The 21,244-nt window shown below is 65.2% G+C and carries 22 protein-coding genes; 6 read left to right on the forward strand and 16 right to left on the reverse strand.

Annotation, left to right across the window (positions count from 1 at the left end; translation table 11 throughout):
* Positions 1-53: 53 nt before the first annotated feature.
* Positions 54-491 carry a GNAT family N-acetyltransferase gene (locus tag ACFPQ5_RS18780; RefSeq protein WP_379759227.1) on the reverse strand — a complete coding sequence of 146 codons (438 nt, stop codon included), beginning with the start codon at positions 489-491 and terminating at the stop codon, positions 54-56.
* A gap of 73 nt (positions 492-564) precedes the next feature.
* Complete coding sequence (locus ACFPQ5_RS18785) at positions 565-1,164, reverse strand: hypothetical protein (RefSeq protein ID WP_379759230.1); 600 nt, start codon at positions 1,162-1,164, stop codon at positions 565-567.
* Between the two features lie 133 nt (positions 1,165-1,297).
* Here ACFPQ5_RS18785 and argH point away from each other — a divergent pair, with 133 nt between their 5' ends.
* Complete coding sequence (gene argH / locus ACFPQ5_RS18790) at positions 1,298-2,695, forward strand: argininosuccinate lyase (RefSeq protein ID WP_379759233.1); 1,398 nt, start codon at positions 1,298-1,300, stop codon at positions 2,693-2,695.
* A 39-nt stretch (positions 2,696-2,734) separates the two neighbouring features.
* On the opposite strand, the gene rsgA is transcribed toward argH, so the two are convergent.
* The gene (rsgA, locus tag ACFPQ5_RS18795) at positions 2,735-3,763 is read right to left on the reverse strand and encodes a ribosome small subunit-dependent GTPase A (RefSeq protein ID WP_379759236.1); all 1,029 of its coding nucleotides are present in this window, start codon (positions 3,761-3,763) and stop codon (positions 2,735-2,737) included.
* A gap of 411 nt (positions 3,764-4,174) precedes the next feature.
* On the opposite strand from rsgA, the gene ACFPQ5_RS18800 reads away from it, so the two are divergent.
* The 4 genes from ACFPQ5_RS18800 to ACFPQ5_RS18815 all read left to right on the forward strand — a co-directional run bounded on the left by ACFPQ5_RS18800 (position 4,175) and on the right by ACFPQ5_RS18815 (position 7,576).
* A complete protein-coding gene (locus ACFPQ5_RS18800) occupies positions 4,175-5,383 on the forward strand; it encodes a GGDEF domain-containing protein (RefSeq protein ID WP_379759239.1) in 1,209 nt (402 codons plus the stop codon).
* Between the two features lie 207 nt (positions 5,384-5,590).
* Positions 5,591-6,565, forward strand: a complete 975-nt coding sequence (locus ACFPQ5_RS18805) for a tripartite tricarboxylate transporter substrate-binding protein (protein ID WP_379759242.1) — start codon at positions 5,591-5,593, stop codon at positions 6,563-6,565.
* 100 nt (positions 6,566-6,665) lie between these two features.
* Positions 6,666-6,893, forward strand: a complete 228-nt coding sequence (locus ACFPQ5_RS18810) for a hypothetical protein (RefSeq protein ID WP_379759245.1) — start codon at positions 6,666-6,668, stop codon at positions 6,891-6,893.
* Between the two features lie 8 nt (positions 6,894-6,901).
* The gene (locus tag ACFPQ5_RS18815) at positions 6,902-7,576 is read left to right on the forward strand and encodes an HAD-IA family hydrolase (protein ID WP_379759248.1); all 675 of its coding nucleotides are present in this window, start codon (positions 6,902-6,904) and stop codon (positions 7,574-7,576) included.
* 162 nt (positions 7,577-7,738) lie between these two features.
* On the opposite strand, the gene ACFPQ5_RS18820 is transcribed toward ACFPQ5_RS18815, so the two are convergent.
* From ACFPQ5_RS18820 to paaA, 13 genes are all read right to left on the reverse strand, one after another.
* On the reverse strand, positions 7,739-8,272 hold the full coding sequence (locus tag ACFPQ5_RS18820; protein WP_379759251.1) for a cupin domain-containing protein: 534 nt from the start codon (positions 8,270-8,272) through the stop codon (positions 7,739-7,741).
* A gap of 65 nt (positions 8,273-8,337) precedes the next feature.
* Positions 8,338-10,392, reverse strand: a complete 2,055-nt coding sequence (paaZ, locus tag ACFPQ5_RS18825) for a phenylacetic acid degradation bifunctional protein PaaZ (RefSeq protein WP_379759254.1) — start codon at positions 10,390-10,392, stop codon at positions 8,338-8,340.
* A gap of 84 nt (positions 10,393-10,476) precedes the next feature.
* Positions 10,477-11,076, reverse strand: coding sequence for a phenylacetic acid degradation protein PaaY (locus ACFPQ5_RS18830; RefSeq protein WP_379759257.1), 600 nt, complete (start codon positions 11,074-11,076; stop codon positions 10,477-10,479).
* A 6-nt stretch (positions 11,077-11,082) separates the two neighbouring features.
* On the reverse strand, positions 11,083-12,288 hold the full coding sequence (pcaF, locus tag ACFPQ5_RS18835; protein ID WP_379759260.1) for a 3-oxoadipyl-CoA thiolase: 1,206 nt from the start codon (positions 12,286-12,288) through the stop codon (positions 11,083-11,085).
* Positions 12,289-12,300: 12 nt separating this feature from the next.
* Positions 12,301-13,617, reverse strand: coding sequence for a phenylacetate--CoA ligase PaaK (gene paaK, locus ACFPQ5_RS18840; protein WP_379759263.1), 1,317 nt, complete (start codon positions 13,615-13,617; stop codon positions 12,301-12,303).
* A gap of 24 nt (positions 13,618-13,641) precedes the next feature.
* Positions 13,642-14,079: a hydroxyphenylacetyl-CoA thioesterase PaaI gene (paaI, locus tag ACFPQ5_RS18845; RefSeq protein WP_379759266.1), complete on the reverse strand. Its 438-nt coding sequence runs from the start codon at positions 14,077-14,079 to the stop codon at positions 13,642-13,644.
* A complete protein-coding gene (paaH, locus tag ACFPQ5_RS18850) occupies positions 14,069-15,634 on the reverse strand; it encodes a 3-hydroxyacyl-CoA dehydrogenase PaaH (RefSeq protein ID WP_379759269.1) in 1,566 nt (521 codons plus the stop codon). The genes paaI and paaH overlap by 11 nt, the downstream gene beginning before the upstream one ends.
* The gene (gene paaG / locus ACFPQ5_RS18855) at positions 15,634-16,425 is read right to left on the reverse strand and encodes a 2-(1,2-epoxy-1,2-dihydrophenyl)acetyl-CoA isomerase PaaG (protein WP_379759272.1); all 792 of its coding nucleotides are present in this window, start codon (positions 16,423-16,425) and stop codon (positions 15,634-15,636) included. The genes paaH and paaG overlap by 1 nt, the downstream gene beginning before the upstream one ends.
* A gap of 22 nt (positions 16,426-16,447) precedes the next feature.
* Positions 16,448-17,524: a 1,2-phenylacetyl-CoA epoxidase subunit PaaE gene (gene paaE, locus ACFPQ5_RS18860; protein ID WP_379759274.1), complete on the reverse strand. Its 1,077-nt coding sequence runs from the start codon at positions 17,522-17,524 to the stop codon at positions 16,448-16,450.
* A 7-nt stretch (positions 17,525-17,531) separates the two neighbouring features.
* On the reverse strand, positions 17,532-18,050 hold the full coding sequence (gene paaD / locus ACFPQ5_RS18865) for a 1,2-phenylacetyl-CoA epoxidase subunit PaaD (RefSeq protein ID WP_379759277.1): 519 nt from the start codon (positions 18,048-18,050) through the stop codon (positions 17,532-17,534).
* A gap of 10 nt (positions 18,051-18,060) precedes the next feature.
* A complete protein-coding gene (gene paaC, locus ACFPQ5_RS18870; protein WP_379759280.1) occupies positions 18,061-18,816 on the reverse strand; it encodes a 1,2-phenylacetyl-CoA epoxidase subunit PaaC in 756 nt (251 codons plus the stop codon).
* Between the two features lie 8 nt (positions 18,817-18,824).
* A complete protein-coding gene (gene paaB, locus ACFPQ5_RS18875; protein ID WP_225240117.1) occupies positions 18,825-19,109 on the reverse strand; it encodes a 1,2-phenylacetyl-CoA epoxidase subunit PaaB in 285 nt (94 codons plus the stop codon).
* A 106-nt stretch (positions 19,110-19,215) separates the two neighbouring features.
* A complete protein-coding gene (gene paaA / locus ACFPQ5_RS18880; protein WP_379759283.1) occupies positions 19,216-20,205 on the reverse strand; it encodes a 1,2-phenylacetyl-CoA epoxidase subunit PaaA in 990 nt (329 codons plus the stop codon).
* Between the two features lie 106 nt (positions 20,206-20,311).
* On the opposite strand from paaA, the gene paaX reads away from it, so the two are divergent.
* The gene (gene paaX / locus ACFPQ5_RS18885; protein WP_379759286.1) at positions 20,312-21,241 is read left to right on the forward strand and encodes a phenylacetic acid degradation operon negative regulatory protein PaaX; all 930 of its coding nucleotides are present in this window, start codon (positions 20,312-20,314) and stop codon (positions 21,239-21,241) included.
* Positions 21,242-21,244 lie beyond the last annotated feature (3 nt).

The following is a 21,244-nucleotide window of genomic DNA, read 5'->3' on the forward strand; positions in this document are numbered from 1 at the left end:
TCAAGCTAAATCCTAAGCCTGATTCGGGAGGGGTGGCGCCGTGTTGAGCTTTCTCAGGAGAGATAAATGTTCGGAAAGTAACGCTCCATCAGTGTCTCGGGATTGCGCGGCGTGGTGAAACCGAAGCGTTCATACAACCCTTGCGCATCGGTGGTCGCAAGCATGAAACGGCGCAGGCGCTGCAGGCTCGGATGGCGCAGCACGGCGGCCACCAGCTGCTTGCCGTAGCCGTGGCTGCGGTACTCCGGCACCACGAACACGTCGACCAGGTTGGCGAAGGTGGCGAAGTCCGTGATCACGCGGGCAAAAGCGATCTGGCGGCCGTCGAGGTAGCCGCCAAAGCAGAGCGAATTTTCGATCGCGCGCTCGACGATCGGCCGCGAGATCCCCACTGCCCAGCTCGACTGCTCGCTGAGGAAGCGGTAGATCATCGGGATGTCGAGCCGCGACTGGTCGGTGCTGACCTCGAAGCTGGAATCGTTGGTAGTCATGTGACTGGCGAATCTGGCAAAAAAGCCAATTCTACGCCGTTTGCACAAACGTCAAGATTCGATTGCCTCGCGTTTATTGGCGGTTCTGCAGATAGCGTTCCGGCAGCGCCAGACCCGCATCTTCGGCACGCCAGACCAGGTTGGCGATCCACCAGCGCTTGCCGTCGTGCGCCAGCTGGATGCTATTGATGCCGCGCATGAAGGGCTTCGGATCGTTCGGCGAGCGCAGCAGTTCATAAGTGCTGAACACGTGCACCAGCTGGCCGAAGGCGTCGGTGGTGCGCGCGATCTCGCGCTCGTAGAAACCGTTCGTATTGAAGGCGCTCATGTTGCGGCTGATGTAATCCTCGACCGTCATGCTGCGCAGGGCGAAGCCGCCGCCTTCGCGGTTGGGCACGACGACCATCAGCTTGGCGTCCGGCGCGAACAGCGCGCGCATGCGGTTCCAGTTGCGCGGCGCGCCGGCCGGGCCGGAAATCACGTCGTAGAGCGCGGCGACGATGCTGTCGACCGAGGCGCCGTCGGCTTCCTTCGTCACCGTGGGCTGGGCCGGCGCCGTATGCACCTGCGGCACCGGCTGGGCTGCTGTCTGTGCCGACTGCGCCTGCTGGGCGGCGCATGCGGCACCGCTGCACATCGCGGCTGCAAGGCCGACGCTGAGCCATCGTTTCATCGCTTCTCCTCGATCAGAATCTGTTAACAGTCGAATAATCAACGATTTCGGCCGGCTTGTCATCCGGGAGGGGCTTCGGCGAGGCTGGCGGAGCGCGGTTTATAATCGAGCAAATCCAACGGAACCTCCCACCATGACCGAACAATTCTCCAAAAAAGCCGAAGCCTGGTCGGCACGCTTCTCCGAACCCGTGTCGGACCTCGTCAAACGCTACACGGCCTCCGTCTTCTTCGACAAGCGGCTGGCCATGTTCGACATCCAGGGGTCGCTCGCGCACGCCGAGATGCTGGCCGCACAAGGCATCATCAGCGAGCACGACCGCAGCGAAATCGAGCGCGGCATGGCGCAGATCAGGAGCGAGATCGAAGCCGGCAGTTTCGAATGGCTGCTCGACCTGGAAGACGTGCACCTGAACATCGAAAAGCGCCTGACCGAACTGGTCGGCGATGCCGGCAAGCGCCTGCACACGGGCCGCTCGCGCAACGACCAGGTCGCAACCGACATCCGCCTCTACGTGCGTGCGGCGATCGACGACGTGGTAGTGCTGCTGAACCAGTTGCGCAGCGCGCTGCTTGAGGTCGCCGAGCGCCACTTCGACACCATCATGCCGGGCTTTACGCATTTGCAGGTGGCCCAGCCGATCACCTTCGGCCACCACATGCTGGCCTACGTCGAGATGTTCGGCCGCGATGCCGAGCGCATGCTCGATGCGCGCCGCCGCGTGAACCGCCTGCCGCTGGGCGCCGCCGCGCTGGCCGGCACCACCTTCCCGATCGACCGCCTGCGCGTGGCCAAGACCCTCGGCTTCGAGGACGTCTGCCACAACTCGCTGGACGCCGTCTCCGACCGCGACTTCGCGATCGAGTTCACGGCCGCCGCGTCCCTGATCATGATGCACGTCTCGCGCATGTCGGAAGAACTGGTCATGTGGATCAGCCCGCGCATCGGTTTCATCGACATCGCCGACCGCTTCTGCACCGGCTCGTCGATCATGCCGCAAAAGAAGAACCCGGACGTGCCCGAGCTCGCCCGCGGCAAGACCGGCCGCGTGTATGGCCACCTGGCGTCGCTGCTGACCCTGATGAAAGGCCAGCCGCTGGCCTACAACAAGGACAACCAGGAAGACAAGGAACCGCTGTTCGACACCGTCGACACCGTGCTCGATACCCTGCGCATCTTCACCGACATGGCCGGCGGCATCACGGTCAAAGCCGAGAACATGCGCGCCGCTGCGCTGCAGGGCTATGCGACCGCGACCGACCTGGCCGACTACCTCGTGAAAAAGGGCCTGCCCTTCCGCGACGCGCACGAAGCCGTGGCGCATGCGGTGCGTGCCTGCGACCAGGCCGGCGTCGACCTGTCAGAGATGTCGCTTGAAACGTTAAAAGGCTTCTCGCCGCTGATCGAGGACGACGTGTTCGCCGTGCTGACGCTGGAAGGGTCGGTGGCCGCGCGCGACCACGTGGGCGGCACGGCGCCGAACCAGGTGCGCAAGGCGATCGAGCGCGTGCGCAAGCAGCTGGCTGAGTAATGTCCCGGTGGGCGGCGTGCGCCGCCCACCTTCGCCGTCCTAGCCGCCGCGTTTCTCGCGGCCGCGCTGCCTTGCTCCCTTCATCAGCACCTTCCACTTCCCCCTTTCCGCAATCCGCTCGAGCGCCGTCTGTTCGGCGCGCCGCACCTCGCGCAGCAGCTTGCGGTAGTTCTGCAGGCGGTCCGTATCGACCATACCGCGCACGGCGCATCCCGGTTCGCTCTCGTGCGCGCAGTCGCGGAACTGGCATTGCTGCGCGAGCGCGGCGATGTCGTCGAAAGCCAGTCCCAGCTCCTCCTGGTCCGCATCCGGCTGCCAGGCGCGCAGCCCTGGCGTGTCGATGATGCAGGCGCCGCCCGGACAGCGGTGCAGGGAACGCGCCGTGGTCGTGTGGCGGCCGTGGTCGTCGCCCTGGCGGGTGCCGCCCGTCGCCTGCGCACTGCCGGTCAGTGCATTCGTCAGCGTGGACTTGCCGACGCCCGAGGAACCCAGCAGCACCAGCGTCTGTCCCGCTCCCAGCCAGGGCGCGAGCGGCCCGCTGTCGATCTGCTCGGCCGGATGCAGGGATAGCACCGGCACGTCGTCCGGAATCCGTTCGCGCAAGCGGACGATCTTGTCCGCAGCATCGAGACCGACGTCCGACTTGGTCAGCACCATCACCGGCGCCACCCCGCAGGCACGCACCACGGCGATGTAGCGTTCCATGCGGCGCGGATTGAAATCCTGGTCGAGGCCCATCAGCAGCAGCGCCGTGTCGACGTTGCTGGCCAGCGTTTGCCGGCCCGAGGGCGTGCGGCGCGTCAGCCGGGTGTCCGGCTCCAGCACCGTGTCGATCCAGTATTCTCCGCCGGCGGCGGCGAGGAGCACCCAGTCGCCGACGACGGCGGGTTCGCCGTGGCGCAGGTGGCGCGCATGGAAGGCCTCGATGCCGTCGTCGACGGCGAGCCAGTCGCGCTGGACGGCGGTGACGCGCGCGAGGCGCTGCTGCGGCGACGCGGCCGCCAGTTGCGAAACGACGTGCTGCTTGAATCCGATCCCGTGCAGGGTGGGGAAATCGATAGCGATCATGACGATGTGGTTTTCCAGTTCGATGGGCGCAACAGGCGTGCGCAGGCCGCTGCGATGGCAGCGTGCTTCGAGAGTGGAAGGTCGGCGCTAAGGCGCCCGGGACATCGCCGGGATGGACGAGCGGAACGAGCGGATCAGGCGGCCGACCGGAGGGCGGTATCAGGCTGGTGCATGTTGGTCTCCCCGGGGCGTGTGAATGAATGGCCATTCTGGCGGGGTCCTGCCGACAGGTCAAGGAGCGCGCGGATTCTCCGCTTGCGCCGGCCACTTCCAAGCGTAGCGCTCGGCGCCATGGTAACTCATTGATAATTACAAACTAGCAACTTCGACCTGTAAATGGGTTAAAATGCCGGCGGTCTGCTGGACGATTCCTGGTGCAGCTGCGCGAGTCAATCCATACCGAAAGATGCCGTGTCGCTTCACTACCTGCCTCCCCTCCCCCTGACGATCGACCGCCGGCGCGCCGAATTCACGGACCGCGCATTCGAGGACCGCTTCGCCCGCCACTGCCTGCCCGAGCGCAATGCCCAGCTCAAAGCCAGCCTCCTGTTTTCGGCAGGCTTTTATGTGCTGTTCGGCCTGACCGATATCGCGACGCTGGGTCCCACCGCCACCGCCTGGGCCATGGTCGCGCTGCGCTTGCTTGTCGCGCTGGCCGCGCTGGGCGCCTGGGCCGCGATTTCCCGCTATCCGGATTCGGTGGCCGTCTCGCTGCGGTCCACCTGCATTGTCCTGGGCATCGGCGTCGGCGTCTTCCCGATCCTGTGCTGGTACCAGCCCGAGGCGATGGCATGGAACCTGATGTCGCATGCATTGATCCTGATGGCGATCTACGTCATCTTCCCGAACCGTTTTATTTATGCGCTGGCGATCGGCATCGGCGCGAGCGCGGTGTTCGGCGCGATGCTGCTGGTCCAGGGCGGCCTCAGGCTGGACGACCTGGTGGCGCTGGTCCTGATGCTCATCCTCGGCAATGCCCTCGGCTATATCGCCGCGCGCCGCTACCACCTGGCCCAGCGCGAGCAGTTTCGTTCGACCATGCTGCTGCAGGAGCTGGCCGACCGCGACCCGCTGACCGGCTGCCTCAACCGCCGCGTGTTCCAGAGCGGCCTGCTCGACGCCGAGCTGGCGCGCACCCGCCGCTACGGCACCGCCCTGTCGGTGATCCTGTGCGACATCGACCACTTCAAGCGCATCAACGACACCCACGGCCATGCCGCGGGCGACCAGGTGCTGGGCGAATTCGCCGGCCTGCTGCGCTCGGTGGCGCGCGAGGGGATCGACAGCGTGATCCGTTACGGCGGCGAGGAATTCCTGCTGGTGCTGCCGCAGACCGAACTGGCCGGCGCGCAAGTCCTGGCCGAACGCATCCGGCATGCCTTCGCCGATTCCGCCACGTCGACGGCAAACGGCAGCCTCGTGTCGACGACCGCCAGCTTCGGTGTTGCCGCGGTGGCGGCAAACCATTCTTTCCTGCCTGCCAGCTTCGAGGCGCTGATTGCTGTCGCCGATGAGCAACTGTATGCGGCCAAGCGCGGCGGACGCAATAGCGTGCGCGGGACGGTCGTCACGGCTCACGGATGCCCTGGGCAATCCCGTTCGATGGCACCAGCGGCGTAAGCGCCGGGCCTTCACTTTTTCTCACATCAGAAGTGAATTGCGGTGAATAATCGGATGCATTGCCGGCATTAATCTGTGTTGCTATCGACTCGATGCGTCGGCAGAGGCTTTTCTGCCCGCGACGTCCATGGTCCACGCACACCGGCAGCAAGACCGGTACGGCTGTAGAGGTAATCCCGTTTTACCCCACTTCACGGAGACAACAGCATGAAGACCGCATTCCCGACCTCCCTTCTCTGCCTTGCGCTGGCCGCAAGCCCCGCCTCACATGCGGCGGGTTACCCGGACAAGACGATCACGATGATCGTTCCCTTTGCAGCCGGCGGCCCCACCGATACCATCGCCCGCCTGCTGGCCCAGGCCATGGGTAACGACCTGAAGCAGCAGATCATTGTCGAGAATGTGGGCGGTGCGGGCGGCACCCTGGGCGCAGCGCGCGCGGCCCGGTCCAATCCCGATGGCTACACCATCTTTCTCCATCACGTAGGGCATGCCACGGCACCGAGCCTGTACCGCAAGCTCTCCTACAGCAGCATCGACAGTTTCGAACCGGTCGGTCTCGCCACCGACGCGACCTCGACCCTCATTGCCCGCAAGGACTTCCCGGCGAAGGACATGCCGGAGCTGCTTGCCTACCTCAAGGCGAACAAGGAGAAAGTGACGCTTGCCAACGCCGGGATCGGCGCGGCATCGCACCTGTGCGGCATGCTCTTCATGAGCGCCGTCGGCACCGAGCTCACCACCGTCCCCTACAAAGGCACCGGGCCGGCGATGAACGATTTATTGGGTGGACAGGTCGACCTGATGTGCGACCAGGCTACCAATACGATGGGCCACATCAAGACCGGCAAGGTCAAGGCCTATGGCGTCACGTATAAGAATGCGGTCGCCAGCCTGCCGGGCTTGCCTCCACTGGCGAGCAGCGGTTTGCCCGGCTTCGAGCTGTCGGTCTGGCACGGCCTGTATGCCCCGAAGGCGACACCCAGGGATGTGGTCACCCGGCTGAGCACTGCCTTGCAGCACGCCGTCACGGACCCGACCGTCAAGCAGCGCCTCGCCGACCTCAGCACCGATCCGGTGGCCCCGAACCGCGCGACGCCCGAGGCCTTGCGCGCGCATTTGAAGGCGGAAATCGACAAATGGGGGCCGATCATCAAGAAATCAGGCACCTACGCCGACTGATCGGCACTTGGCTGCCGGCAGCGCGCATTGTGGGAAGCAGCACAGAGCGCGCGTCTTTTCATGCCTACAATCCTCGCACCACTTCAGCACGGGGAACGGCATGCAACGCTACAAGAACCTGAGCGGCGAATCGGGCGTGGTCGCCTACGAGATCGGCGACCGCGCGATCACCATCCGCTTTAGCGGCGGCGACCGCTACCTATATACCGACCAGAGCGCCGGGGCGGACAACATCGCGGAAATGCAGCGGCTGGCGACGCTGGGCAGCGGCTTGTCGACCTTTATCAGTCAGGTCGTCAAGGAGCGCTACGCGCGCAAGCTGGATTGAGGCGCGCCATGAGCATGTTTCCACACGAGCGCACGTTCGCCGCCTTCCTATTCGACATGGACGGCACCATACTCACCTCGATCAAGTCGGCCGAACGCGTCTGGACCGCCTGGGCGGAAAGCCATGGCCTCGACGTCCACACCTTCCTGCCGACCCTGCACGGCAAGCGCACCCACGACACCATCCGCCAGCTCGGCCTGCCCGGCGTCGATCCGATCGCGGAAGCGGCGTGGATCACGGCGGCCGAGATCGAGGACGTCGCCGACATCGAAGCCATCCATGGCGCGGCCGACTTCCTCGCCAGCCTGCCGCCGGAACGCTGGGGCATCGTCACTTCGGCGCCGCGCGCGCTGGCCAAGGCGCGTCTTGCCGCGGCTGGCCTGCCTTCGCATCGCTTGCTGGTGGCGGCCGAGGATGTCGAGCACGGCAAGCCGGCGCCGGATCCCTTCCTGCTGGGCGCGCGCAAGCTGGGGTTTGCGCCGGCGGAGTGCCTGGTGTTCGAAGACACGCAAGCCGGTCTGCAGTCGGCCAAGGCGGCCGGAATGGACAGTATTGTCGTGACGCTGACGCATACGCATCCGATGGAGACGGATGTGTTCGGGGTGCTCGATTACGCGGATTTGCGGGCCGTACGGACCGCGGATGGCCGCTTGAAGATTGCCTGCGGCGGTAAAGCACCGTAGGGTGGGCACTCCGTAGTGAAACCGTAATTGAGGCCATTGGCCTCAATTACCCCACGCGGTACGGCGCATGCAATTCGAAAAGCAGAACGCAGCCGGTAGCGGCCGTCCGAAACCGTAGGGTATGCAACGGTACGACCGCGTGGGCATGAATGCCCACCTACGTTATTCGTGGCGATACACCCGCGGCTCGAGCGTATGCTCTTCCACCGGCGGCTGAGGCGCAGCCGCGTTCGCATCCCGCTTCGGATACGGCGTCCCATCCTTGTGCAAATAACTGCCGGTCGCGCCGTCGTACATCAGGTCGATGTCCGGATAGGTCGCCTTGTCGGCCGGGATATTCGGCCCGACCGCGACGAACAGGGCGTTGCCCCAGCTGCGGTTGACCAGGTGGTGGCCATTGGGGCGGCCTGCCGGGAACGCGGCGCAGTCGCCGGCGCGCATCAGCGTCTCGCCCTCGTCGGTGACGAGCATCAGCTCGCCCGACACGACCATCACGAACTCGTCCTCATGGCTGTGCCAGTGACGCTGCGACGAAGCCGCGCCCGGTTTCAATTCGACCAGGTTGACGCCGAACTGGGTCAGGCCGCCGGCCTCGCCCAGGGCCTGCCGGCTGCGTCCGTTGACGATCTCGGCGAAGGGATCCGGATAACCGGTTCCGGTCAGTACGGGGATACTGCTCAGGTCTAACCGCGACATACGCTTTCCTTCCTAGTTTTTGGGGGAGCTGCAAAATCTGCCGGCTCCCCTTACTTGCAGGGAACTCAGCTCGCGCGTTTCTGTACCAGCGTCAGGATATCGTAACTTGCCACCAGTTCGTCGTTCTGGTTCGTTACCTGCACGTCCCAGGCGACGACACCCTGGCCGCGGCCCTGCTCGTCGGTACGGTTGCGGTCGACCTTGCGCTTGCAGGTCAGGCGCGCGCGGATGGTGTCGCCGATCGCGACCGGCGCCACGAAGCGCAGGTTGTCGAGGCCGTAGTTCGCCAGCACCGGACCCGGCGCCGGCGACACGAACAGGCCCGCCGCCGCCGACAACACGAAGTAGCCGTGCGCGATGCGCTTGCCGAATTGCGTGTCCTTGGCCGCGATCTCGTCGAAGTGCATATAAAAATAGTCGCCCGAGACGCCGCCGAAGTTGACGATGTCCGCTTCGCTCACGGTGCGGCGGTGCGTCAAGAGAGAGTGGCCGATTTCCAGCTCTTCGAAATGACGGCGGAACGGGTGCACCTCGGTCTCCTTCACCGCGGCGCCGCGCACATACTCTCCCGTAACGGCCGTCAGCATGGTCGGCGAGCCCTGCACCGCCGCGCGCTGCAGGAAGTGCTTCACTGCGCGGATGCCGCCCAGCTCTTCGCCGCCGCCGGCGCGGCCCGGACCGCCGTGCTTCAGCTGCGGCAGCGGCGAGCCGTGGCCCGTGCTGTCCACCGCCGATTCGCGGTCGAGGATGTGCACGCGGCCGTGCGAAGCGGCCGCGATCGGCACGGCGTGCGCGGCGATCATCGGGTCCTTGGTCGCCAGCGTGGTGACCAGGCTGCCGCGGCCGAGCGCGGCCAGGTGCAGGCCTTCGTCGATGTCGCGGTAGGTCATCATCGTGCTGACCGGGCCGAAGGCTTCGATATCGTGCACGGCCGTGTTGATCGAGGCGTTGCGGCACAGGAGCAGGGTCGGCGAGAAGAAGGCGCCATTTGCTGCGTCGTCGCCGACCGGGTTGAAGCCGTGGTGGGCGCCGAAGATGACCTCATTGCCGCGCGCGAGCATCTCGACGCGTTCCGACACGTCGCGGTGCTGGTCCATCGAGGCCAGCGCGCCCATGCGCACGCCTTCCATCTTCGGATTGCCGACCACGACTTTCGCGAGACGGTCGCGCAGGCGCTCGCCCAGCGCGTCGACGTGCTGTTCGGGGACGATGATGCGGCGGATCGCCGTGCACTTCTGGCCCGCCTTGCCGGTCATCTCGCGCGCCACTTCTTTTACAAAGAGGTCGAACTCGGGATCGTCCGGGGTGACGTCCGGCGCCAGGATGGCGGCGTTCAGCGAATCTGCTTCGGCCGTGAACGGGACCGATTCACGGATCAGGTTATGGTTGGCGCGCAGCTTGGCGGCGGTGTCGGCGGAACCGGTGAAGGTGACGGCGTCAAAGCCGGTCAGACGGTCCAGCAGGTCGCCGGTCGAGCCGATGACCAGTTGCAGCGAGCCCTCCGGCAGCAGGCCGGATTCGTGCATCATCTTGACGACGGCATGGGTCAGGTAGCTGGTGGCAGTAGCCGGTTTGCCGATGCAGGGCATGGCGGCCAGGAAGCTCGGTGCGAACTTCTCGAGCAGGCCCCAGATCGGGAAGTTGAAGGCGTTGATGTGGACGGCCAGGCCGCCCTTCGGCACCAGGATGTGGGTGCCGGCGAAGCCGCCGCGCTTGCCGAGGTTGAGCGCCGGGCCCTCGTGCAGCACGTTCGAGGACGGCAGCTCGCGCGAGCCCATGCTGGCATAGGCGAACAGGGTGCCGATGCCGCCTTCGACGTCGACCCAGCTGTCGGGACGGGTGGCGCCGGTCAGGTGCGAGATTTCGTACAGCTCTTCCTTGCGCTCCATCAGGTAGAGGGCCAGGGCTTTCAGGCGCTGGGCGCGGGTCTGGAAGTCGAGCTTCATCAGGCCGGGGACGCCGGTCTTGCGGGCGTAGGTGACGGCTTCGTCGAAGTCGATCTTTTCGGCGTGGGTGTGGTAGACCAGGCGGCCGTCCAGAGCGCTGTGCAGGGGGGAAGCGGCTTCCTGGCCGATCCAGCGGCCGGCGATCCAGCTTTGCAGGGTGCTTGGGTTTGCCATTTGTTGTCTCCTCAGGATATGTTTGAGCAGGTGGTGTGCAAGCGCCGCACCGCGTGGGCATGGAATGCCCACCCTACGTATAGATTATTTTTTGGGTGCGTGGCCGCCGGTGCCGCTGAAGTCGAAGACCGGGCGGTTTGGTTCGATCTCGGTAAAAGCTTCGACTTCGCGCATGGTGGCCAGGGAGCGTTCGGTCAGCTGGTGGTACTGCTTGGTACCAAAACTCTTCCACTTGACGTCTTCGTCCTTCAGCTCGCGCATCACCTTGGCGGGCGTGCCCATCACCATGCTGCGCGGCGGGATGACCATGCCGGCTTTCACGAAGCTCATGGCGGCGACGATCGATTCTGCTCCGACGACGGCGCCGTCCATGACGACGGCGTTCATGCCGACCATGGCGTTGCGCCCGACGCGGCAGCCGTGCAGGACGGCGCCGTGGCCGATATGGCCGTCGACTTCGATGACGGTTTCGCCGTCCTCGAAGCCGTGCATCACGCAGCAGTCCTGGACGTTGGCGCCTTCTTCCAGGATCAGGCGGCCGAAGTCGCCGCGCAGCGAGGCCAGCGGGCCGATGTAGCAGCGCGGGCCGACGATCACGTCGCCGATCAGCACCGCCGTCGGGTGCACATAGCTGGTCGGGTGCACCACCGGGCGCACGCCGTCAATTTCATAGACCTTGACCATAGTTTTTTATACCCGTTCGATGATGAGGGCGATGCCCTGGCCGACGCCGATGCACATCGTGCACAGTGCGTAGCGGCCGCCGGTACGCTGCAACTGGTAGACAGCGGTGGTGACCAGGCGTGCGCCCGATGCGCCCAGCGGATGACCCAGCGCAATCGCGCCGCCGTTCGGGTTGACGTGTTCGGCGTCGTCGGCCAGGCCGAGGTCGCGCATCACGGCCAGGCCCTGGGCAGCGAAAGCTTCGTTCAGCTCGACCACGTCCATCTGGCCGATCGTCAGGCCGGTCTGCGCCAGCACCTTCTTCGTCGCCGGCGACGGGCCAAAACCCATGATCCTCGGCGGCAGGCCGGCAGTGGCCATGCCGATGATGCGGGCGCGCGGCGTCAGGCCGAAGCGCTCGGCGGCGCTGCTTGACGCGATCAAGAGCGCGCAGGCGCCGTCGTTCACGCCCGAGGCGTTACCGGCGGTGACGGTGCCGTCCGGCGATACGACGCCCTTCAGCTTGGCCAGCGCTTCGATGGTTGTGTCCGGACGCGGATGCTCGTCGGTGTCGAACACGCGCGACTCGCCTTTTTTGCTATGCAGCGTCACGTGCACGATCTCGTCCTTGAACAGGCCGGCGGCATGCGCGCGCGCCCAGCGCTGCTGGCTGCGGATCGCAAAAGCGTCCTGGTCGGCGCGGTTCACGTTGAAATCCTTCGCCACGTTCTCGGCCGTCTCCGGCATCGAGTCGATGCCATATTTTGCCTTCATCAGCGGATTCACGAAGCGCCAGCCGATGGTCGTGTCCTCGATCTTGGCGGCGCGCGAGAAGGCCGTATCGGCCTTGCCCATCACGAAAGGCGCACGGGTCATGCTCTCGGAACCGCCGGCGATGATCAGGTTGGCCTGGCCCGACAGGATGGCGCGGGCGCCGATGCCGACCGCGTCCAGACTGGAGCCGCACAGGCGGTTGATCGTATTGCCCGGCACTTCAGGCGGCAGGCCGGCCAGCAAGCCCGCCATGTGGCCGACGTTGCGGTTGTCTTCGCCGGCCTGGTTGGCGCAGCCCCAGTACAGGTCGTCGACCATGGCCCAGTCGACGTCCTTGTTGCGCTCCATGAGGGCGGCGATCGGCAGCGCCGCCAGGTCGTCGGCGCGCACGCTCGCCAGCGAACCGCCATAGCGGCCGAAGGGGGTGCGGATGGCGTCGCAGATGAATGCGTCATTCATGTCTGTCTCCTCTTATGTATTCTTTGGACGCTTGTCGACCACGCGCCGGGCTTTGCCGGTCATCGTGCGTTCGATGCCCATCGGCGGCGTGAGCGTCACCTTGGTGGTCACGCCGACATAGGTCTTGATGCAGTGCTGCAGTTCGCGGGCCAGGGCTTCGATGCTGTCCGGGGTGTGCGTGTTTTCCTTCAGCTCGCCGAAGACTTCCAGCGTGTCCAGGTGGCCGTCGCGCGCGACGACCAGCTGGTACTGCGGCGCCAGCGCCGGCATCTTGAGCACGAGTTCCTCGATCTGGCTCGGGAATACGTTCACGCCACGGATGATCAGCATGTCGTCCGAACGGCCCGTGATCTTGCCCATGCGGCGCATCGAGCGCGAAGTCGGCGGCAGCAGGCGGGTCAGGTCGCGGGTGCGGTAGCGGATGATCGGCAGCGCCTCTTTCGACAGCGAGGTAAAGACCAGCTCTCCCTCTTCGCCGTCGGGCAGCACTTCGCCCGTGTCCGGGTCGATGATCTCGGGATAAAAATGGTCTTCCCAGATGACCGGGCCATCCTTGCTCTCGATGCATTCGCTCGCCACGCCCGGCCCCATGACTTCGGACAGGCCGTAGATGTCGACGGCGTCGATGCCCGCCTCGGTTTCAATGGTGCGGCGCATCTCATTGGTCCAGGGTTCGGCACCGAAGATGCCGACCTTCAGCGACGAAGCAGCCGGATCCAGGCCCTGGCGCTTGAACTCCTCGACGATGTTGAGCATGTAGGACGGCGTGACCATGATGATCGAGGGCTGGAAATCGCAGATCAGCTGCACCTGCTTTTCGGTCTGCCCGCCCGACATCGGGATGACGGTGCAGCCCAGGCGCTCGGCGCCGTAGTGGGCGCCCAGGCCGCCCGTGAACAGGCCGTAGCCGTAGGCGACGTGCACCATGTCACCCGGACGGCCGCCGGCCGCACGGATCGAGCGCGCCACCACGTCGGCCCAGGTGTCGATGTCCTTTTGCGTGTAGCCGACCACGGTCGGGCGTCCGGTGGTGCCGGACGAGGCGTGCACGCGCACCACCTGCTCGCGCGGCACCGCGAACAGGCCGAACGGGTAGTTGTCGCGCAGGGTCTTCTTTTCGGTGAAGGGGAACTTCGCCAGGTCGGACAGGGTTTTCAGGTCGCCTGGATGCACGCCGGCTTCATCGAAGGCCTTGCGGTAGTGCGGCACGTTCTCATACGCGTGCTGCAGCGACCATTTCAGGCGTTCCAGTTGCAGCGCCTGCAGCTCGTCGCGGCTGGCGCGTTCGATCGGTTCCAGATCGCCGGGCGATGGAATACGTTGGACCATGTTGTGCCTCCTCTAGCTTTGGATTTAAGCCGCGGCGTCGGTCACCATCCCGCTCACGCGATGGGACTTGCCGCGGAAGAGCGCGATCGTGCGCCCCTCTTCGTTTTTCACCGTGACGTCGTAGACGCCGGTTTTGCCGGACAGGGCCTGCTCGACCGCCTCGGCGATCAGGAGGTCGCCTTCGCGTCCCGGCGCCAGGTAGTCGATCGTGCAGCCTGCGCCGACCGTATTGAAATTGTGCGAGTTGCAGGCGAAGGCAAAGGCGCTGTCGGCCAGCATGAACGTAAAACCGCCGTGGCAGGTCTGGTGCCCGTTGAGCATGTCGGCGCGCACGCGCATGCTCATGCGCGCGTAGCCCGGACGGATTTCGTCGAGCTTCATGCCCAGCGCCTGGCTGGCCGGGTCGCGTTCGTACATGGTCTTGCCGGCCAATTCGGCCAGGGCCTGGGGATCACTGTGCATGGAAACGGGCTCCGAATGGGTTGGCGGCGAGCTTGCGGCGCAGCAGGGGCGATACGCGGTAGCGGTCTTCGCCGTAGGTGGCGGCGAGGTTCGCCAGCACGGTCACGATGTGAGGGATGCCGACCGTATCGGCCCAAGCCAGCGGCCCGCGTGGATAGTTCACGCCCTTCTGCATCGCGATGTCGACGGCGATCGCGCTGCACACGCCCTGGTTCACGGCATCGGCCGCTTCGTTGGCGAGCATGGCGGCGGTGCGCATCACGGCCATGCCGGGCACGTCGTCCAGGCGCGTGACCTGGAAGCCGGCCGCCTGGAACAGGCCGACGGCGGACTGGTAAGCCTCTTCGCTGCACTGGTCGGCGCGCGCCAGCGCGATGCGCGTGGCTTTCGCATGGTCGAACAGCAGGTCGTAGACGACCGTGTTCGGGTGATTGTTGTCGGCGGCGCGCTCGGTGGCGGTGCGGCCGTCGGTCAGGAAGATCGCAGCGCCGTTGGTGTGCAGGGCCGGCGCTTCGTGCTTCTCGGCGCCCTGCAGCGGCTCGCGGTGGGCGACGGTGAAGCTGGCGCTGCTCAGGCGCGCTTCCATCGGGGAGAGCACGCTGCTGGTGACCTCGCGCGCGATGCTGATGCCGACCGATTGCGGACGCACCGCATGCGGCTCGGTCTGCACGACCGGCTTCACGGCATCGTCGCCGTAGCGGTAGAAGCCGCGTCCGGATTTACGGCCGAGGAAGCCGGCATTCACCAGCTCCTGCTGCAGCACCGAGGGCGTAAAGCGCTGGTCGCCGTAATAGGCGGCGTGCACCGATTGCGTGACCGAGAAATTCACGTCGTGGCCGATCAGGTCCATCAGCTCGAAAGGGCCCATGCGGAAACCGCCGCATTCGCGCATGACGGCGTCCAGCGTCGGCGCATCGGCTGCGCCTTCCTGCAGCAGGCGCAGCGCTTCGGCGTAATACGGACGGGCGACGCGGTTGACGATGAAGCCGGGCGTCGACTTCGCATGCACCGGGTCCTTGCCCCAGGCTTGCGCGGTGGCGTAGACGGTGTCGGCGACGGCTTTATCTGTTGCCAGGCCGCTGATCACCTCCACCAGCGCCATCAGCGGCACCGGATTAAAGAAGTGCATGCCGACCAGGCGTTCCGGATGGCGCAGCTGCGCGGCGATCGCGGTGACGGAAATCGAGGAGGTGTTGGTCGCCAGGATGCAGCGTGCATCGACGATGGATTCGAGGTCGGCGAACAGCTTGCGCTTGGCTTCGAGGTTCTCGACGATGGCTTCCACGACCAGCGCCGCATCCTTGACTTCGCCCAGCGTGTTCACGGGCTGCAGGCGTTCGCGCGCGAGGTCGGCTTCGGCCGCGCCCATGCGGCCCTTCTCGACCAGCTTGGCGTAGACCTTGCCGATCTCGATGATCGCATTCGCCGCCGCGCCTGCGCGCGTATCGAACAGGCGCACCTGGTGGCCGCTGGCGGCCGCCACCTGGGCAATGCCCGAACCCATGGCGCCGCTGCCGATGACGGCAACGACGCTGTCCTTTGCCAGTGCCTCCATCACTCCCCCTTGAACTGGGCGGGACGCTTGGCGACAAAGGCGGCGACGCCCTCGCGGTAGTCGTGGCTGTAGCCGAGTTCGCGCATCATCTCGCCTTCCAGTTTCAATTGGTCAGGCAGGGTGTTGGCGTAGCTGGCTTGCAGCGCCTTCTTGGTAAAGGCGAGCCCTTTGGTCGGCGCGGTCGCGAAGTGCTTGGCCATGGCCATGGCCTCAAGCATGAGCGCATCGTCGTCGACGGCGCGCCAGATCAGGCCCCATTGCTCGGCTTTTTCTGCGCTCAGCTTCTCGCCAAGCATGGCGAGACCCGTGGCGCGCGCCATGCCGATCAGGCGCGGCAGATGCCAGGTGCCGCCGGTGTCCGGGATCAGGCCCAGCTTGCAGAAGGCTTCGATGAAGCTCGCCGATTTCGCAGCCAGCACGATGTCGCAGGCCAGCGCCAGGTTGGCGCCGGCGCCGGCGGCCACGCCGTTGACGGCGCAGATGACCGGCATCGGCAGATTACGCAGGGTGAGCACCAGCGGCGCATAGAATTTTTCGACGGATTCGCCCAGGTCGACGCCCGGTGCGCCCGGTGCGACGGCGCGGTCGCCCAGGTCCTGGCCGGCGCAGAAACCGCGGCCGGCGCCGGTCAGCACCAGCACGCGGACGGATTTATCCGCTTGCAGCTTGTCCAGCGCGTCGCGCACTTCGAGGTGCATGGCTTGCGTGAAGCTGTTCAGGCGGTCGGGGCGGTTCAGGGTGAGGACGGCGACGCCCTCTTCCACCTGGTATTGAATCGATTCGTAGCTCATGGGGTGTCTCCTCCGTTTTTATTTATTCGTGCTGGTCGAAATCGATGATCACGTTATCGGTGATCGGGAACGCCTGGCAGCTCAGGACGAAGCCGCGTGCGACCTCGTAGTCTTCGAGTGCGTAGTTCACGTCCATCTCGACATTGCCTTCGACGACCTTGCAGCGGCAGGTCGAGCACACACCGCCCTTGCAGGAATAGCGCATGTCGATGCCGGCGCGCAGGCCAGCGTCCAGGATCGATTCCTTGTCCTTGTCCATCGTAAAACTGGCGGCGCTGCCGTCCATGATCACGGTGACTTCGGTCTGGTGGCGCGTGCCCTCCGCCACCGGGCGCGGCTTGTGCTCGTGCTTCGGAATGCTGGCCGCGAACAGCTCGATGCGGATCTTTTCCTTGGCCATACCGGCATCCTGCAGCGACTTGGAGACGCCGTGCATCATGTCTTCCGGGCCGCAGATGAAGGCGACGTCGATGTCTTCGGCATTGATCCAGCTTTTCAGGAAGGCCGTGCACTTCTCGCCGGTGATGCGGCCGTTGAAGAGTTCAATGTCCTGCTGCTCGCGGCTCATCACATAGACCAGTTTCAAACGGCCCATGTAGATGTCTTTCAGATCCGTCAGTTCGTCGCGGAAGATGACCGACGAGGAGGCGCGGTTGCCGTAGACGAGGGTGAAACGGCTCTTCGGTTCGGCCAGCAGGGTGGTCTTGATGATCGACAGGATGGGCGTGATGCCGCTGCCGGCCGCGAAAGCCAGGTAGTGGCGTTCGCTGCTTGGATCGAGCGGCACGTTGAAGTGGCCCATCGGCGGCATGACTTCGAGCGTGGTGCCGGGTTTCAGGCTGTCGTTGGCCCAGTTCGAGAACAGGCCGCCCGGGGTCTTCTTGATCGCCACGCGCAGCTGCTCGTCCTGCACAGCCGAGCAGATCGAATAGGAACGGCGCACGTCTTCGCCTTCGATCATGGCGCGCAGGGTCAGGTGCTGGCCCTGCTGGTAGGCGAAGGTGGATTTCAGTTCCGGCGGCACGGCGAAGGTGACGGCGACCGCGTCGCGCGTCTCGTGCTTCACCTTGGCCACGGTGAGTGGATAGAATTTGCTCATGGTGTACTCAGTGACACTTGAAGTAATCGAAGGGTTCGCGGCAGTCCAGACATTTATACAAAGCCTTGCAGGGAGTCGAACCGAACTGGCTGGTGAGCTGGGTGTGCTTGCTTCCGCAGTTGGGGCAAACGATCTCCGGCTCTTTAAAAGTGCCGCGCTTGACGCCGCCGCGCAGGCCGCTGATGTCGATCGCCTGCTGCACGGGCGGCGCGATACCGTAGCCTTTTAAAGCCGCCTTGCCGGTCTCGCTCATCCAGTCGGTGGTCCAGGCCGGGGACAACCGGTTCACCAGTTTGACCTTTTCCAGGCCGTGCGCATGCAACGCCTCGCTCACGGCTTCGCTGATGACCTGCATCGCCGGGCAGCCCGAATAGGTCGGTGTGATCGTCACCACGCACTCGTCGCCCTCGAAGGCGACGTCGCGCACGATGCCGAGATCGACCACCGAGATCACCGGGATCTCGGGATCGGGCACCTCGCCGAGCCAAGTCCAGACCTGATCGAGGGTGACGCTCTGGGCGCTCATTGCCATCTCCTTACCACTCCGCTCCCGGATAGGCGCGCTGCAGGAACTGCATCTCGGCCAGGATGTAGCCCAGGTGCTCGCTGTGGCGGCCCTGCTTGCCGCCGCGCTGCATCCAGGCGTCCGGCGACGGCATGGTCAACGTCGCCTCGGTCAGGATGTCGTTCACGTGGTCGAGGAAGGAGGCGCGCAAGCCCTCCACTGCGGGCGCCACGCCCTGCTCGACCATCGCGTTGTCGATCTCGTCGTAGAGGAAGACTTCGCCGCTGTACATCCACAGGTCGTCGAGCGCGGCCTGCATCTTGCGGTGGCTGAGCTCCGTGCCGTCGCCCAGGCGCACCATCAGGTCGCCGCTGCGGCGCAGGTGGTAGGTCACTTCCTTGAACGATTTCTCCGCGATCTCGGCGATGCGCGGGTCGCTCGATTGCAGCAGGCCCTGCATCAGGAAGTAGTGCCAGGTATCGAACAGGAACTGGCGCACCATCGTTTCGGCGTAGCTGCCGTTCGGCTGCTCGACCAGCAGCACGTTGCGGAAGTCATGGGCGTCGCGGTGGTAGGCGAGCTTGTCCTCGTCGCGGCCTTGTCCCTCGAGTTCGCCGGCGTAGGTCAGCCACATGCGGGTCTGGCCGAGCAGGTCGAGCGCGACGTTGGTGAGGGCCATGTCTTCTTCGAGGGCCGGGCCCTTGCCGCACAGTTGGCTGAGCTGCTGCGAGAGGATCAGGGCGTTGTCGCCCTGGCGCAGCAGGTACTGGATTTTTGCGTCATCCATGGCCGCGCTCACAGGTTTTTGACTTCTTCCGGCATCGGGAAGAAGGTCGGGTGGCGGTAGACCTTGCTGTTGGCCGGCTCGAACAGGGCTTCCTTGTCGGAGGGGCTGCTGGCCACGATGTCCTGGGCGCGCACGACCCAGATCGAGACGCCTTCGTTGCGGCGCGTGTAGACGTCGCGCGCGTTGTTGACGGCCATTTCGGCGTCAGGGGCGTGCAGGCTGCCGACGTGCTTGTGGGCGAGGCCGTGCTGGCTGCGGATGAAAACTTCCCACAGGGGCCATTCTTTGCTCATGATTGTCTCCGGTGTTTCAGGATGTTGGTGACGGTGTTGGGTCACCGTTTCGATATGCGGGCGTGACGCGTGGGCGGGAGACCCGCCCACCTTACGATCCTGCGGCCTACGCAGCGGCTTTGCGAGCTGCGGCCTTGTCGGCGTGGGCGACGAGGGCGTCGCGGAACCATTCGCCGTCGTCCCAGGCTTTTACGCGGGTGCGCAGGCGCTCGCGGTTGCAGGGGCCGTTGCCCTTGAGGACGTTGTGGAATTCGCTCCAGTCGATCTCGCCGAATTCGTAGTGGCCCGTTTCTTCGTTCCACTTGAGGTCCGGGTCGGGGATCGTCAGGCCCAGGTATTCGGCTTGCGGCACGGTCTGGTCGACCATGCGCTGGCGCAGTTCGTCGTTCGAGAACAGCTTGATGCGCCACTTGCTCGACTGCGCGCTGTTGACCGACTCGGCGTCCGACGGGCCGAACATCATCAGGGAAGGCCACCACCAGCGGTTCAGCGCATCCTGCGCCATCGCCTTCTGTTCCGGCGTGCCCTTTGCAAGGCTCATCATGATGTCGTAGCCCTGGCGCGCGTGGAAGGACTCTTCCTTGCAGACGCGGATCATGGCGCGCGCGTACGGCCCGTACGAGCAGCGGCAGAGCGGCACCTGGTTGATGATCGCGGAGCCGTCGACCAGCCAGCCGATCGCGCCCATGTCGGCCCAGCTCAGGGTCGGATAATTAAAAATGCTCGAATACTTGGCCTTGCCCGAGTGCAGGGCCGCCAGCAGTTCGTCGCGCGACACGCCCAGGGTTTCGGCGGCGCTGTACAGGTACAGGCCGTGCCCCGCTTCGTCCTGGATCTTGGCCAGTAGGACGGATTTGCGTTTCAGCGTCGGTGCGCGCGTCACCCAGTTGCCTTCAGGCAGCTGGCCGACGATTTCCGAGTGCGCGTGCTGCGAGATCTGGCGCACCAGCGTCTTGCGGTAGGCGTCCGGCATCCAGTCTTTTGCTTCAATTTTCACGCCGGCATCGATGCGAGCCTGGAAGGCCTGCTCTTCGGCACTCATGTCTTCATTCGTCTGGACCTTTTTCAGGCCCGTTTCCACCATCTGTGCGTACATGGTCAGTCTCCCATTGCAAACATCGTCCAACAATAATACGATACAGAAAACGAGATGTACACCAAAATTTTGAATCATATTGCGAAGTAAATTGAAAGTGGACGGCATGACACAACTGACCAGCAACGAGTGGATCGCGCAGGAACTTTCCGCTGAGCCATTGCGCTCAAAATCCCTCGTGATGACGGTGATGGGCGACGCCATCGCGCCCCACGGCGGCGCCGTCTGGCTGGGCAGCCTGATCGAGTTGCTGGCCCCGCTCGGCGTTACCGACCGCCTGGTGCGCACCAGCGTGTTCCGGCTGGTGCAGGAAGGCTGGCTGAACGCCAGCCGCGAAGGCCGGCGCAGCCGCTACGCTTTCGAGCCGCGCTCGCTGCCGCGCTTCCTGCGCGCCGACCGCCGCATTTATGCGCCGCCCGGCCTGCACTGGGACGGCCGCTGGACCCTGGTGCTGGCGCCGAACGGCAGCATCGACGGCGATCTGCGCACCGCGGTGCGCAAGGAACTCGAGTGGGAAGGCTTTGCGATGCTGGGGCCGGGCATGCTGGCGCATCCGGGGGCGGATGCCGAGGGGCTGCTCGACGCGTTGGACCGCACAGGCGGGCGCGACAAAGTGTTCGTGCTGAGCGCGGCCGAGCTGCCGGAGGTCGGATCGCGGCCGCTGGGCGAACTGGTCGGCGAAGGCTGGGACCTGACGGCCGTGGCGCGCAGCTATGTCGATTTCATTGCCCGCTTCACGCCGCTGCTCGAACTGCTGCGCGCCGGGCCGGCGCTGGGGCCGGCGGATGCGTTCGCGGTGCGCTCGCTGCTGATTCACGCTTACCGGCGATTGCAGCTGCATGATCCGATGCTGCCGATCGAGCTGCTGCCGGATCCGTGGCCGGGGTCGGATGCGTATGCGGTGGCGCGGGCGATTTATTTGCTGGTGTATGCGCAGGCGGAGGTGCATATCGATGCGGTGCTCAGGCGCGAGGATGAAGGGGCGCCGGCCGCCGATGAGGCGTTTTATCAGCGCTTTGGGGGACTGCGCGGCTGAGCG

Source organism: Massilia suwonensis (assembly GCF_042655665.1).
In the GTDB taxonomy this organism is placed as follows: domain Bacteria; phylum Pseudomonadota; class Gammaproteobacteria; order Burkholderiales; family Burkholderiaceae_D; genus Telluria; species Telluria suwonensis.